This window comes from Enterobacter ludwigii (genome assembly GCA_023023105.1).
Lineage (GTDB): Bacteria > Pseudomonadota > Gammaproteobacteria > Enterobacterales > Enterobacteriaceae > Enterobacter > Enterobacter adelaidei.
Genome location: CP083824.1, coordinates 2264917 through 2279036, shown reverse-complemented (window position 1 = coordinate 2279036; position 14120 = coordinate 2264917). Strand labels below are relative to the sequence as shown.

Below are 14120 nucleotides of genomic sequence, written 5' to 3'. Positions count from 1 at the left end.
CTTATGGCAATTACTGCGGTCGTCAGCATAGTCGGGACTAACTTAGGATGCATCTATAACACAATTACAACGGGATCATAACTCGTCAAATTTAGGTGTTCATCTGGAGCACCAGCCAGTGGTGGATCACGCTGACGATATAATGCTGTTGCTGCGCCGTAAGCTGAACACCCTGCGGAATGTTATGCCATTTTGCCAGACAACCCCGACAACAGGTGGCCGTAGCATGTTGGGCAATAAACACCGGGTGACCACGCATCGGTGTCTGTTTGCCATCATTTACCGGCAAGGCCGGAGCAAGGCGCTTTTCTACAAAGTCAGCGGCATGCCGATCGATGGTTTCGGCACCTTTGTCCCAGCAGTACTGTCTTTCCTTATCGCCTAAGCGAAAGCGCGAACGAAAAGTCGATCGCGCCAGGCGGGAAAAGAGAGGGTCAAGGTCAGGCATCAGTACACGGAACGCCCAAGACGCTGGGTCAGTTTTTCCAGAACCGCCACACCGGCAAGTGAATTCCCCGTTTCATCCAGCTCCGGGCTCCAGACGGCAATCGCCATTTCATGAGGCACAATTGCCACCACACCGCCGCCAACGCCCGATTTTGCCGGGAGGCCGACGCGCCAGGCAAACTCGCCAGCGTTTTGATACATCCCGCTGGTTGCCATCAGCGCATTAATCTGACGCGCCTGCAGAGGTGAAACCACCGGCTGGTTAAGATGCGGAGCGTGCCCCTGGTGCGCCAGGAACAGGAATGTCTGAGCCAGCTCAACGCAGCTCATTTTCAGGGCGCAGTAATGGAAATAATTTTGCAGAACAGTCGCCACGTCATTATGGAAATTGCCGAAGGATTTCATCAGCCAGGCGATGGCGGCATTGCGGGCGGAGTGTTCAAATTCCGAGCGCGCCACCACCGGATCGTAGGCGATATCGTCTACGCCTGAAAGCTGGCGAACAATCTCAAGCATTCGCTGACGCGGCGCGCTGAGGCGGCTTTGCAACATGTCGCAGACCACCAGCGCCCCGGCATTGATAAAGGGATTTCGCGGTTTACCCTGTTCGATTTCAAGCTGCAGCAGTGAGTTAAAAGGCTGGCCGGAAGGATCTTTACCCACGCGCTGCCAGATCTCGTCACCTTCATACTGGCGCATAGCTGCAACCAGACTCAGCACTTTGGAAATGGACTGAATGGAAAAACGTTCAGTTGCATCGCCTGCCTGGTATCGCTGTCCGTCCAGGGTGCAGATAGCGATGCCAAGTTTATTCCCGCTGACCGAGGCAAGAGCCGGAATGTAGTCGGCAACCTTCCCCTTTCCAATTAACGGACGAACCTGCGCCAGAATCTCGTCCAACATCTCATTATGGATGACCGCAGCCACACTTTGCTCCTTGCCCTCAGGCTAAAACGGGCTGCGAGTATAACAGAGGCTAATGTATTGCGTCAGGCGCTAAGACGAAAACGCGAAACCGCCTGCAATAAAAGATCGGATTGCTTTTGCAGCCGTACTGAGGAATCCGAGGCGTCAGAGACCAGTAAATCCGTCTGACGGGAGACCTGATTAAGCGCCTGCAGCTGGCTCGTCATCCGATGAATACTCTCTCCCTGACTGAGCGTGGCGGCTGAGATCTCATTCAGCAAACTACTTAAATTCCCCACCAGACCGGTGACCTGCTGCAAGTTCTCCTCCATCAGGTTAACGGCGCGAGAACCGTCTTCAATACCCTGCAAAGAGCGATTGATAAGTTCCTGGATAGTCTGGGTCGAGTGGCTACTCTTTCTGGCCAGCAGTCCGACTTCCCTGGCGACAACGGCGAACCCCCGCCCCTGGTTCCCGGCATGGGCAGCCTCGATGGCGGCATTCAGCGCCAGGATATTAGTCTGAAACGCCACGCTGTCGATCATTGCCACGATCCCGCGCATCTCTGAGGATCGGTCGACGATCGCCTGCATAGAGGCATTAACGGCAGACATCATCCGATCTCCGCCAACTACCGCCTGGCGCGCTTCATCAGCCCGCGAGCTGGCGAGTCTGGCGTAACCGGTGTTCCCTTCTACATGCGTTTCCAGTGCCGCAATATGCGCCGTCACGTCCTCAAGCTCTTTCGCCTGACGTGCCGACTGCTGATACAGCTTCTGGTTGCCCTGTGCCAGGGCACCAACGTTCTCAACCATAGAGGTGGTCGCATTGCTGACCTCAGACACCAGCTGCTGCAAACCCTGCTGCATGGTGGCAATACTGTCGCTGAGCTGCCCTATTTCCCGGTTGAAACGCATGACACCGGGCGGGGTGCCGGAGAGATCTCCCGCAGCCAGTCGGGTGATATGCGCAATCAACCGACGCAACGGCGTAATCACCCATCGGGACATGCCGAACCAGACGGCAATAGCGATGGCGAGTAACAAAACCGGAGCAAACAGGAACAACGTTTGCAGACCGGAAAGCTGCGCCATCAACGTCTGGCGGCCCTGCACAGCCTGCTGCTCGCTGGCTTGCTGGTAGCGCGCGTAATTGTCGTTAAAGTCTGTCTGAAAAGCCTGAGCCGGTACGGCAAAAAACGCGTCGATAGTGTTGGTTTTGACCAGACCTTCCGCCTGCTCTTTGATCGCGCCGTAGAACAGCTGATAGCTGTTCGTCAGGGCTTCATCTTTCGGCGGATTGAGCGCCAGCCAGGCCTTCCATGCCTGCTGAGAAACCGTCAGCGCCTTTTGCGCGTCATCCATCAGGCTATGCCAGCTTCCGTCGGAGCCGGTCTCTTTATCCTGCATAAACCAGACGCCGGACCGGTTAAGCAGATCGCTTGCTGCCAGCAGGGAAACGCGGGCCAGATCCAGCTTACTCTGTTGCTGATACGCCAGCAGATTTTGCTGCTCGTTGCGTTGGGCTTCGTTCAGTGAGGCGTTAAGCAAAAATGAAGAGGAGAGCTGCAGCGCGGAGAAAAGGCCAATAATACAAAAAATACCCGTCAGCAGGCCAAAGTGACGAGGGATAACACGCTGCGCAATACGGCGGAAAATTTGCGTTAGGTTCATGATTTTCTTCATTAACAATGCGTTAGACGCGTGCGAGTCTACGAAATGAAAATGACAGAACCATTGCAAAGAAATGACAACGGCCCTCGTGATGAGGGCCGAATAAATTACACGCGATCCTTCCACACCGTCTGCACGTTGCAGAACTCGTGCAGCCCAAAGTGGGAAAGCTCGCGGCCAAATCCACTCTTCTTCACGCCACCAAAGGCCACGCGCGCGTCGCTGGCGCTATAGCCGTTGATAAACACGCCGCCGCACTCCAGCTCGCGCGAGAATTTATCCGCAAGCGCTGCGTCAGCGGTAAAGACGGTTGCTGACAGACCAAAGTCGCTGTCATTGGCAAGCGTCAGAGCGTGCTCCGCGTCTTTCGCAACCGTAATGGCCGCAACCGGACCAAACAGCTCCTGGCGGAAGGCCGTCATCTCAGGCGTCACATTGCCGAATACGGTCGGGGCATAATAATTGCCCTCACCGCTGATTTTCTCCCCGCCCAGCAGCAACGTTGCCCCTTCAGCCAGCGTGGCCTGCACCTGCTGATGCAGTTCATCGCGCAGGTCAAAACGCGCCATCGGGCCAATATAGTTCTCTTCCCGATCCGGAGCACCCATCTTCAGCGCAGAAACCGCATCGACAAAACGTTGAGTAAAGGTATCCGCAATACCCTCTTCCACAATGAAGCGTTTTGCTGCTGCACACACTTGTCCAGTGTTCTGGTAGCGACCCGCTACCGCCGCCTTCACGGCAAGATCGAGGTCGGCATCGTTGAGAACAATAAACGGATCGGAACCACCCAGCTCAAGCACGCATTTTTTCAGCGCCGCCCCGGCCTGGGCGCCAATCGCCGCACCGGCACGCACGCTGCCGGTTACGGTAATTGCCGCGATACGACGATCGTTAATCACCTGGCTCACGCCATCATTAGTGGCATTCACCCAACCAAAAACGCCTTCAGGAAACCCTGCGTCTGCAAAAATCTGCGCAATAAGATCGGCTGAACCGAGGACGTTTGGCGCATGCTTAAGCAGATAGCTGTTCCCGGCGAGCAGGATCGGTACCGCACCGCGCAGCACCTGCCAGAGCGGGAAGTTCCACGGCATCACCGCGAGAACCGGTCCCATTGGTCGGTACTCAATCACCGCCTTCTGGTTTTCCACCAGCGTGGGCTCCGCGTGCAGCATCGCCGGGCCATGCTCAGCATACCAGTCGCACAGACCGGCGGATTTTGCCACTTCCGCCCGCGCCTGCAGAATGGGTTTTCCCATTTCCCGGGAGATCGTCTGCGCCATCTCTTCCGCACGGTTGCGCAGCGCTGCGCCGAGATCGCGTAGTTTCTGCGCACGGTGTGAAACGCTTTCGCGTCGCCACTGACGAAAACCCGCGTCAGACAGTGAAATCGCGTGTTCAACCTCCTCCTGGGTTGCCCACGGCCAGGCTGCGAGCGTTTCCCCCGTCGTCGGGTTCACAGAGAGGGCATGTGTTGCAGGTGAATAAGTCATGATGTTCTCCACGTTAAAACGGTTGATTAATTGTGGCCCACTCTGCTATTTCTTAAAAATGAATAATACTAACCACCTTATTCACGAATCGAGAATGCTATGGATTTAACCCAGCTTGAAATGTTTAACGCCGTCGCACAGACGGGCAGTATCACCCAGGCGGCGCAGAAGGTGCATCGCGTGCCGTCTAACCTGACGACCCGCATCCGCCAGCTGGAAGCTGACCTTGGCGTTGAGTTGTTTATTCGTGAGAACCAGCGTTTGCGTTTATCCCCTGCCGGGCATAACTTCCTGCGCTACAGCAAGCAGATCCTGGCGCTGGTGGATGAAGCGCGCATGGTCGTCGCGGGAGATGAACCCCAGGGGTTATTTGCCCTCGGGGCGCTGGAAAGTACCGCTGCGGTACGCATCCCTGAGACGCTGGCGCAGTTTAACCAGCGCTACCCGCGTATCCAGTTTGCCCTTTCTACCGGGCCATCCGGGACGATGATTGATGGCGTACTCGAGGGAACCTTAAGCGCCGCCTTTGTCGACGGGCCACTTTCGCACCCGGAACTGGAGGGAATGTCCGTCTACCGCGAAGAAATGATGCTGGTCACCCCCGCCGGACATGCGGAGGTCAAACGTGCCACGCAGGTGAGCGGTAGCGACGTCTACGCTTTTCGCGCGAACTGTTCGTACCGTCGACACCTGGAAAGCTGGTTTCATGCGGACAGAGCCACGCCCGGGCGCATTCACGAGATGGAGTCCTATCACGGTATGCTCGCCTGTGTTATCGCGGGTGCGGGTATTGCGCTGATGCCCCGTTCAATGCTGGAAAGCATGCCGGGGCATCATCAGGTTGAGGCGTGGCCGCTGGCGGAAAACTGGCGCTGGCTGACCACCTGGCTGGTGTGGCGCCGCGGGGCAATGACTCGCCAGCTGGAGGCCTTTATAGCGCAGCTAAACGAACGTCCACAACCAGTGCCTTCTCCATAAACAGGCTGAGGGGATCGTCAACGTACGGCGCAAACGCCGGGCGCATTTCGTACCCGCACTGTTCGTAAAGCCGAACCGCAGCGCGCTGTTTGATGCCCGTCTCCAGCCGTACCGTGTGGCAATGTCGGCTGAGGGCTTCGTCCTCCAGTGCGGCCAGCAGCGTCTCTCCAAGATGTTGGCCCCGATGGGCCGGGTCGATATAGACCCGCTTCATCTCCCCCGTTTCGTCACCGTTGAGAACGACCGCTCCACACCCGACAGCCTGGAGCTGCTGGTCGCGAATGATCATCAAAATTAACGATGACTCTGGTAGCGCAGTCAGATCAAGCAGATGGTTACTTTCGGCGGGATAGAGTTCGCTCTGATAGCGGTCAAGCGCCGCAATCAGTTTGAGGATATCCGGGTGACGGGCAGACTCAGAGGTAATGGAATACATGGCAGGCTCCTTGCTTTTTTTGTGAGACTAAACTTCAACATAGCGCAGCCCTGCCATGGTGCTTCATAGTATTAACTTATAGCGATCCACTCTTAGCGTAAATAGATACGCCCTTTCAGATACAAGGTCGCCTGGCCGCCAATTAACACCCGGTCACCCTTCAGTTCGCAGCGCAGATCCCCGCCGCGATACGACACCTGGCGGGCATTCAGTGAGGTTTTACCCAACTTCTCGCTCCAGTATGGGATCAGCATGCTGTGGGCGGATCCTGTGACCGGATCTTCCGGCACCCCTTCACCCGGGCAGAAGAAGCGACTGACGAAATCGTACTCATCACCCGGCGCCGTCACGCAAACCATTTTATCCAGCGGGAGCATCGCCGCGATGTCCGGCGTTAGTGCTTCCACCGCCTGCTGGCTCTCCAGCACCACCATGTAATCTCGACCAACGCGCACCTCTTTCGCCTCTGTGATGCCCAGCGCGCCAAACAGCACCGCAGGTGGGTTATCGACCCCCTCCGTTGACCACGCAGGGAAATTCAGGGTCAGCCAGTCGCCGCTGCGTTTTACCGTCAGTTCGCCGACAAAGCGCGTGGTGAAGGTGATTTCGGTATGAGGGTAATCAAGGTATTCGAAAATAACGTGTGATGCCGCCAGCGTGGCATGGCCGCACAGGTTAATTTCATCCAGCGTGGTAAACCAGCGCAGCTCAAACCCGTCGTCGGTTCGTACAAAAAAAGCTGTCTCAGACTGGTTATGCTGCTGCGCCATTTTGAGCAGCGTCTCGTCCGGCAACCACTCTTCCAGAGGACACACTGCTGCCGCATTGCCGCCAAACGTTTTGTCACTAAAGGCATCCACCAGATAAAATTCAATTTCCTGCATTGTCTCTTCCTCTCTTGTTATGGGTATTCAGCGCAGAAAAACTGTGCCTTTTAAATAAAGTGCTGCCTGGCCGCTCATCAGCACACGTGAGTCTTTCAACTCGCAGCGGACATCCCCGCCGCGTGCGGAAACCTGACGAGCAAGCATCGTCGTTTTACGCAGTTTTTCACTCCAGTAAGGAATGAGCATCGTATGTGCAGAGCCAGTAACCGGATCTTCCGGGACGGACACCCCCGGCGAGAAGAAGCGGCTGACAAAATCATATTCACCGTCTCCCCGTGCCGTTACCGTCACTTTATGTTCGCCTGGCGTCATCGCGGAGATGTCTGGCGCGAGCGCTTCGACCTGCTGGCGATCGTCCAGCATGATGAGCCAGGCCCGGCCTTTACGGGCTTCTACGTAGCGGCTGATGCCCAGGGCCGAGAGCATCTCCGGCGGGGGCGTCTCTTCATGAGTTGGGCATGCCGGGAAATCCAGTGTCATCCAGTCACCTTCGCGGCTTACCGTCAGGCGGCCAGATGCGGTATCAAAGTGGATCCGCGAGTCGGGATAATCCAGTTCGGTAAACAGGACATACGCCGCCGCCAGCGTGGCGTGACCACAGAGATTCACTTCCGTAAGGGTGGTAAACCAGCGTAGCTCAATCCCCCCTTTACTGCAGACGAAAAAAGCCGTCTCCGACTGATTATGCTCTTGCGCCATTCTCAGCAAGGTCTCATCGGGTAACCATGTCTTCAACGGGCAAACCGCTGCCGGATTGCCGCCAAAGGTTTTGTCACTGAAGGCATCAACCAGATAAAAATCAATCTCCTGCATTGTCTTACCGCCTGTTTTTATTATGTTGTTCTTTTATATTCAATGAAAACGACGTTCCCGGCTACCGCTTTCATAAGGTAAATATTGAGATCTGCATCACATAATGATTGAGTTTTCACCATTTAACGTTTTAAGATCGACATCTCTTCTTTTCAGCAACGAATCTCCGACATCCCTATGACAACGAACACAGTTTCCCGCAGAGTTGCGTGGCTACGGGTGGTCACGCTGGCTATTGCCGCATTTATTTTTAACACCACAGAATTTGTTCCGGTTGGGCTGTTGTCTGATATCGCGGAAAGTTTCCAGATGGAAACGGCGCAGGTGGGCATTATGTTGACCATCTACGCCTGGGTGGTGGCGCTGATGTCCCTGCCGTTTATGCTCATGACCAGCCAGATGGAGCGGCGTAAGCTGTTAATCGGTCTGTTTGCGTTGTTTATTGCCAGTCACGTTTTGTCGTTTATGGCGTGGAGCTTTACCGTGCTGGTCATTAGCCGCGTCGGTATTGCCTTTGCCCACGCTGTGTTCTGGTCAATTACTGCGTCTCTGGCTATACGGCTGGCACCGGCCGGTAAACGAGCCCAGGCGCTGAGCCTGATTGCCACCGGTACGGCGCTGGCGATGGTATTGGGTCTGCCTATTGGCCGAATCGTAGGGCAATACTTCGGCTGGCGTACCACCTTCTTCGCCATCGGCATGGGGGCACTGATCACACTGGTTTGCCTGATCAAACTGCTGCCGACGCTGCCAAGCGAACATTCTGGCTCGCTGAAAAGCCTGCCGCTGCTGATGCGTCGCCCGGCGTTACTGAGTATCTACCTGCTTACCGTCATTGTGGTGACAGCGCATTACACGGCGTATAGCTACATTGAGCCGTTTGTACAGGTTGTGGCGGGCTTTAGCGCCAACTTTGCCACGGTATTACTGTTGATCCTCGGTGGAGCGGGCATTATTGGCAGCATTCTGTTTGGTAAGCTGGGTAACCAGCATGCCTCCACTCTGGTGAGTAGTGCCATTGGCCTGCTGCTGGCCTGCCTGCTGTTACTGATGCCCGCGGCGGGAAGTGAAAACCATCTGGCGATCCTCAGCCTGTTCTGGGGGGTGGCGATCATGATTATTGGTCTGGGCATGCAGGTGAAAGTCCTGGCCCTGGCACCCGATGCGACGGACGTCGCCATGTCACTGTTCTCGGGGATTTTTAATCTGGGAATTGGCGCGGGCGCGCTGGTGGGAAATCAAATTAGCCTGCATGTGTCGATGTCGGCGATCGGCTATCTGGGAGCCATCCCTGCGCTGGTAGCGCTGATCTGGTCAGTGCTGATCTTCCGTAAATGGCCGGTGGCGCTTGAAGAACACAGGCAGCACGGGTGACGTTTGTTTGTGCCGGGTGAGGCGAAGCCGCCACCCGGCAATGAAATTAATGGTAAGTTTTAATAATCTCCAGCACGCCGTTAATAATAAACTGCACGCCCATACAGACCAGTAAGAAGCCCATCAGACGGGAAATCGCCTCGATACCGCCCTTGCCTACCCAGCGCATAATGGCGCCAGAACTGCGCAGTGACACCCACACGATAATCCCTATAATCGCAAAGATCAGCGGTGGCGCAACCGTCAGTACCCAGTCCGGGAAGGTTGCGCTGTCACGCACCGTGGATGCGGAACTGATGATCATCGCGATGGTACCCGGCCCCGCCGTGCTCGGCATGGCAATTGGTACAAAGGCGATATTCGCACTCGGTTCGGTTTCCAGCTCTTCCGATTTACTGGTCGCTTCCGGTGACTCATGCGCTTTTTGTGCCGGGAACAGCATACGGAAACCGATAAAGGCCACAATCAGCCCCCCGGCGATACGCAGGCCAGGGATAGAAATCCCGAAGGTGTTCATCACCAGTTGTCCGGCGTAGTAAGCCACCATCATGATGGCGAATACATACACGGAGGCCATCATCGACTGATGATTACGCTCGGCGCTGTTCATGTTCCCCGCGAGCCCGAGGAAGAGCGCAACCGTCGTTAACGGGTTGGCCAACGGCAGCAATACCACCAGCCCAAGACCAATTGCTTTAATCAAATCCAACATAGTGCGTTGTTGTCCTTATTCATATTTAACACAGCAATTATAGGGGGAAAGTGTGACGTTCAGCCATCTGCTCAACGTAACGATTATTTTCCTCCGTGAACAATTACTCCCGGTTATCTATTTGATTTGAAAGACCTCAAAAAACGTACATGAAACGTTTTAGCAATTCGTGGCATCGGTTAATTCATTCAGTTGACTTATACTTGCCTGAGCAATAATATCTGCCGTGACTAAACTACTTGCCAGGGCAACCATTGTGAAAAGCACCAGTGATCTCTTTAACGACATTATTCCACTGGGTCGTCTTATTCATATGGTCAATCAGAAAAAAGATCGCCTGCTCAATGACTACCTGTCACCGCTGGATATCACCGCAACACAGTTCAAAGTGCTGTGTTCCATTCGCTGCGAAATGTGTATCACGCCGGTTGAGCTGAAAAAGGTGCTCTCTGTCGATCTGGGTGCGCTAACCCGCATGCTGGATCGTCTCGTCTGCAAAGGATGGATAGAACGAAGCCCTAACCCGAATGACAAACGCGGCGTACTGGTGAAACTCACCGAGGATGGCGCAGCGATGTGCGAACAATGTCATCAATTAGTAGGACAAAAATTACATCAGGAACTCACAAAAAACTTAACGGCAGATGAAGTGGCAACCCTTGAGCTTTTGCTTAAGAAAATACTGCCGTAATCAGAATAAGAGGTATGACGATGTCCAGACGCAATACTGACGCTATTACCATTCATAGCATTTTGGACTGGATCGAAGATAACCTGGAATCGCCGCTCTCCCTTGAAAAAGTGTCCGAGCGTTCAGGTTACTCCAAATGGCACCTGCAACGGATGTTCAAAAAAGAGACCGGCCATTCATTAGGTCAATATATTCGCAGCCGCAAGCTGACAGAAATTGCCCAGAAACTGAAAGAAAGCAATGAGCCGATCCTTTATCTGGCGGAGCGTTACGGATTTGAATCGCAACAAACCCTGACGCGTACGTTCAAGAACTACTTTGACGTGCCACCTCATAAGTACCGAATTACCAGCGTGCCGGGCGAATCCCGATACCTGTATCCGTTAAAACATTGTAGTTAATCATCGCCTTTAAAGACGTAACCGAGGAAATCATGAAAGCTATCGCCTCCGCCGCCCTCGCCTTGCTGGTGCTATTCTCCAGCCAGACCTTCGCGGAGCAAACCCCTCGTGCAACGCAGCAAAATAATCCTGATACGATGATTTTGCCGTCAGCACATGACCGGTCACCCTACGATTTCAACCACATGGGTGCAGGTAGCGACAAGTCCGACGAATTAGGCGTGCCTTATTACAATTAGCACGGCCTCTGATTCGTTTTGCCCCGCAGATGCGGGGCTTTTTTATGCCTTTCCACTGACCCGCGTCGCCCGACGCACGCGCAAACCAAAGACATTAATATACAACCCGGCCATGATCAGCACAGCGCCAAGCAGCTGCAGCGCGCTCAGCGTTTCATTCAGTAAGAGTGCCGCACTGGCAAGCCCCACCACCGGAACCAGCAGCGACAGCGGTGCGACGCGCCAGGTTTCATACTTGCCAAGCAGTGACCCCCAGATCCCATAGCCGATAATGGTGGCCACAAACGCCAGGTAGAGTAGCGACAAAATCGTGGTGAGATCGATTTCAACCAGGCTGTTCAGCATCACATTCGGACCATCCAGAATAAACGACGCCGCCAGAAACGGGATTATCGGGATCAGCGCACTCCAGACCACCAGCGACATAACCGCCGGGCGCGCCTCATGCTGCATGATCAATTTGTTGAAGATATTCCCGCAGGCCCAGCTCAGCCCCGCCGCCAGCGTCAGCATAAAGCCGAGCAGCGCCACATCCTGACCGTTCAGACTGGCCTCAATCAGTACCAGCACGCCAAACACCGCGAGCGTGATCCCCGCCAGCTGTTTGCCCTGCAGGCGCTCACCAAACACAAACGCGCCGAGGATAATGGTAAAGAACGCCTGCGCCTGTAACACCAGCGAGGCAAGACCGGCCGGCATTCCGAACTTGATGGCACAGAAGAGAAAAGCGAACTGGCCAAAGCTGATGGTCAGGCCATAGCCCAGCAGCAGTTTCAACGGGATTTTAGGACGGGCGACGAAAAAAAGCGCCGGGAACGCCACCAGCATGAAACGTAAACCGGCCAGCATCAGCGGGGGCATGTTGTGCAACCCCAGCTTGATGACCACAAAATTGAGCCCCCATACTACGACCACCAGCAACGCCAGCAGCCCGTCTTTACGCGTCATACCCTGCCCCTGAATTATTAATTATTTGTTAACACTTCAAGGTAACAGAAAAAAGCACGCTGCGAGAAGATCATTAATTCTGGCAGTCAGGCGAAGCACTTACGGATAAATTGGGTGCTATACAAGCCCCTTATGTCGTGATACTCCTTTTAGAACACAACATAAAAAGCATAAGCAATTGTCGGGCAGGAATATGAAACCATCTCTCAGGCGCTCAACCGCAGCGCTGCTGGCATCGTCATTGTTGTTAACAATCGGTCGGGGGGCAACGCTGCCGTTTATGACCATTTATCTCACGCGCGTCTATAGCATGAGCGTCGAGAATATTGGTTATGCCCTGACGATTGCGCTGACTATTGGCGTGGTGTTCAGCCTGGGGTTTGGCATTCTTGCCGATAAGTTTGATAAAAAACGCTACATGCTGATCGCGATCGTGGCTTTTATTGCCGGATTTGTCGCGATCCCGTTGGTCGATAACGTCACGCTGGTGGTGCTGTTCTTTGCGCTGATCAACTGCGCCTATTCCGTCTTTTCGACGGTGCTGAAGGCCTGGTTCTCCGACGTGCTCACCGCAAGTCAGAAAGCGCGTGTCTTCTCGCTGAACTACAGCTTCCTGAATATTGGCTGGACGATCGGGCCGCCCATTGGCACCCTGCTGGTGATGTACAGCCTGCAGCTGCCGTTCTGGCTGGCCGCCTTCTGTGCCGCACTGCCGCTCGGATTTATCCATTTCTTCGTGCAAAAAAGCGTCGCACTGGATACCACCGAGGAGAAAATGCCCTGGCAGCCGTCAGTATTGCTGAAAGACCGCGCGCTGTTCTGGTACACGCTCTCTGGCCTGCTGGCGTCCTACGTGGGCGGGTCGTTCGCGAGCTGTATTTCGCAATATGTTCTGGCCGCGCATGCAGACAGTGATTTCGCTGAAAAAGTGGTCGCTGTGGTATTGCCCGTCAACGCCGCCGTGGTGGTGACGCTGCAATATGCGCTGGGCCGCAAGATCTCTGCCAGCAATATTCGCCCGCTGATGACCCTCGCGACCCTGTTTTTTATTATGGGACTGGGCGGCTTCATGCTCTCCGGAGAAAACCTGATTTACTGGGGTATTGCTGCCGCCATCTTTACGCTCGGCGAAATCATCTATGCACCGGGTGAATACATGTTGATCGACAATATCGCTCCACCAGGAATGAAAGCAAGCTACTTCTCCGCGCAGGCGCTGGGCTGGCTGGGCGCAGCGGCAAACCCGATGATCACCGGTATTATCCTGACCAACCTGCCGCACTGGTCGTTATTTGTGATTATGATGGTCGCCATTGTGATTGCCTGGCTGATGATCTTGCGCGGGATGAGCGTGAAGGCATGGTGCGAGTCACCCAATGTAGCGTAGCACGTGTAGGCCGGGTAAGGCGTTGCCGCTACCCGGCCGTAAAGCATCAATGGTGTAACATCTCCTCCACCACCTGCTCTTTGTACATTTCATTCGGATAATAGGTCGGCCAGTTATCCATCTCTTTCAGCAGCGCCTCATGAGAGGTATTACCCATAAAAATGTGGAAATGCGAAGACGCTTTCGGCGCGATGATATGGTCGCTGAACTGGACAAACTTCGGTGCCTGACTGCTGGCATCTTTGCATTCAAACAGATAGCGAACCCCTTTTTTGCCGGATGTATAGGTCAGGATTTTGTAGCCGCTGTAATCATAATGACAGCGGCTAACCTCTTTACCTTTGTGAAATTCCATAACGTTATTTTCGATGCCGATGGCATCCACGTCCGTCGCATATCCCGTGCGGTAGTAGGCTTTCACCTCATCAAAGGATTTGCTTTTATCCTTCTGCGCTTTCTGCCTAAAGACCGGATCCAGCGAACCATCGAGCAGGAACGGATAGACCGACTGCCAGGTACCGTCCCAGTCAGACAGCGCTCTGTCCTTCACGTCTTTATCCTCAAACACGCCGTTCGCCGCCTTCTGTTCCGCTTCGGTCATCTGATGTCCGTGCGAGTGAGCAAACAGCTGGCCGCTGACCAGCAGCGCCCCCAGAGTCATGGCAAATTTTCCAATATGTGCAGCCAACATAACATCCTCATTCCGTTTGATAAGAATGCGAATGTTATATT

At 54.5% G+C, this 14120-nt stretch carries 16 protein-coding genes; 6 read left to right on the top strand and 10 right to left on the bottom strand.

Going from position 1 to position 14120, the window contains the following annotated elements:
* Nucleotides 1-91: 91 nt before the first annotated feature.
* The 4 genes from LCD46_11070 to sad all read right to left on the bottom strand — a co-directional run bounded on the left by LCD46_11070 (nucleotide 92) and on the right by sad (nucleotide 4522).
* Entirely contained in the window at nucleotides 92-448 is a 357-nt protein-coding gene (locus LCD46_11070; GenBank protein ID UOY72810.1) for a DUF4186 domain-containing protein, read from the bottom strand.
* Nucleotides 448-1374, bottom strand: coding sequence for a glutaminase B (gene glsB / locus LCD46_11065; GenBank protein ID UOY72809.1), 927 nt, complete (start codon nucleotides 1372-1374; stop codon nucleotides 448-450). Before glsB ends, LCD46_11070 begins: the two co-directional genes overlap by 1 nt.
* A gap of 62 nt (nucleotides 1375-1436) precedes the next feature.
* Nucleotides 1437-3026, bottom strand: coding sequence for a methyl-accepting chemotaxis protein (locus LCD46_11060; GenBank protein UOY72808.1), 1590 nt, complete (start codon nucleotides 3024-3026; stop codon nucleotides 1437-1439).
* Between the two features lie 107 nt (nucleotides 3027-3133).
* Nucleotides 3134-4522 (bottom strand): succinate-semialdehyde dehydrogenase, encoded by a 1389-nt coding sequence (gene sad / locus LCD46_11055; GenBank protein UOY72807.1) that lies wholly within the window; start codon nucleotides 4520-4522, stop codon nucleotides 3134-3136.
* Between the two features lie 99 nt (nucleotides 4523-4621).
* Between sad and LCD46_11050 the strand changes: the two genes are divergently transcribed.
* On the top strand, nucleotides 4622-5500 hold the full coding sequence (locus LCD46_11050) for a LysR family transcriptional regulator (protein UOY72806.1): 879 nt from the start codon (nucleotides 4622-4624) through the stop codon (nucleotides 5498-5500).
* Here the strand turns inward: LCD46_11050 and LCD46_11045 are convergent.
* From LCD46_11045 to LCD46_11035, 3 genes are all read right to left on the bottom strand, one after another.
* Nucleotides 5454-5936, bottom strand: a complete 483-nt coding sequence (locus LCD46_11045) for a GNAT family N-acetyltransferase (protein ID UOY72805.1) — start codon at nucleotides 5934-5936, stop codon at nucleotides 5454-5456. The genes LCD46_11050 and LCD46_11045 overlap by 47 nt on opposite strands.
* A 92-nt stretch (nucleotides 5937-6028) precedes the next feature.
* A complete protein-coding gene (locus tag LCD46_11040; protein ID UOY72804.1) occupies nucleotides 6029-6820 on the bottom strand; it encodes a PhzF family phenazine biosynthesis protein in 792 nt (263 codons plus the stop codon).
* A gap of 27 nt (nucleotides 6821-6847) precedes the next feature.
* On the bottom strand, nucleotides 6848-7636 hold the full coding sequence (locus tag LCD46_11035) for a PhzF family phenazine biosynthesis protein (protein ID UOY72803.1): 789 nt from the start codon (nucleotides 7634-7636) through the stop codon (nucleotides 6848-6850).
* A 177-nt stretch (nucleotides 7637-7813) separates the two neighbouring features.
* Here LCD46_11035 and LCD46_11030 point away from each other — a divergent pair, with 177 nt between their 5' ends.
* Nucleotides 7814-9010 (top strand): sugar transporter, encoded by a 1197-nt coding sequence (locus tag LCD46_11030; GenBank protein UOY72802.1) that lies wholly within the window; start codon nucleotides 7814-7816, stop codon nucleotides 9008-9010.
* 46 nt (nucleotides 9011-9056) lie between these two features.
* Here LCD46_11030 and LCD46_11025 read toward each other — a convergent pair whose 3' ends face one another.
* On the bottom strand, nucleotides 9057-9722 hold the full coding sequence (locus LCD46_11025; GenBank protein UOY72801.1) for a MarC family NAAT transporter: 666 nt from the start codon (nucleotides 9720-9722) through the stop codon (nucleotides 9057-9059).
* 256 nt (nucleotides 9723-9978) lie between these two features.
* Here LCD46_11025 and marR point away from each other — a divergent pair, with 256 nt between their 5' ends.
* Genes marR through marB form a run of 3 tightly spaced genes read left to right on the top strand, consistent with a single transcriptional unit; the run spans nucleotide 9979 to nucleotide 11053 of the window.
* Nucleotides 9979-10413 carry a multiple antibiotic resistance transcriptional regulator MarR gene (marR, locus tag LCD46_11020; GenBank protein ID UOY72800.1) on the top strand — a complete coding sequence of 145 codons (435 nt, stop codon included), beginning with the start codon at nucleotides 9979-9981 and terminating at the stop codon, nucleotides 10411-10413.
* A 20-nt stretch (nucleotides 10414-10433) separates the two neighbouring features.
* Entirely contained in the window at nucleotides 10434-10814 is a 381-nt protein-coding gene (gene marA, locus LCD46_11015) for an MDR efflux pump AcrAB transcriptional activator MarA (protein ID UOY72799.1), read from the top strand.
* Nucleotides 10815-10846: 32 nt separating this feature from the next.
* Nucleotides 10847-11053 (top strand): multiple antibiotic resistance protein MarB, encoded by a 207-nt coding sequence (gene marB / locus LCD46_11010; GenBank protein UOY72798.1) that lies wholly within the window; start codon nucleotides 10847-10849, stop codon nucleotides 11051-11053.
* Nucleotides 11054-11095: 42 nt separating this feature from the next.
* Here the strand turns inward: marB and eamA are convergent, their stop codons facing one another.
* Nucleotides 11096-12001 (bottom strand): O-acetylserine/cysteine exporter, encoded by a 906-nt coding sequence (eamA, locus tag LCD46_11005; protein UOY72797.1) that lies wholly within the window; start codon nucleotides 11999-12001, stop codon nucleotides 11096-11098.
* Nucleotides 12002-12194: 193 nt separating this feature from the next.
* Here eamA and ydeE point away from each other — a divergent pair, with 193 nt between their 5' ends.
* Nucleotides 12195-13388 (top strand): efflux MFS transporter YdeE, encoded by a 1194-nt coding sequence (gene ydeE / locus LCD46_11000; protein UOY72796.1) that lies wholly within the window; start codon nucleotides 12195-12197, stop codon nucleotides 13386-13388.
* Between the two features lie 46 nt (nucleotides 13389-13434).
* On the opposite strand, the gene zinT is transcribed toward ydeE, so the two are convergent.
* The gene (zinT, locus tag LCD46_10995; protein ID UOY72941.1) at nucleotides 13435-14076 is read right to left on the bottom strand and encodes a metal-binding protein ZinT; all 642 of its coding nucleotides are present in this window, start codon (nucleotides 14074-14076) and stop codon (nucleotides 13435-13437) included.
* Nucleotides 14077-14120 lie beyond the last annotated feature (44 nt).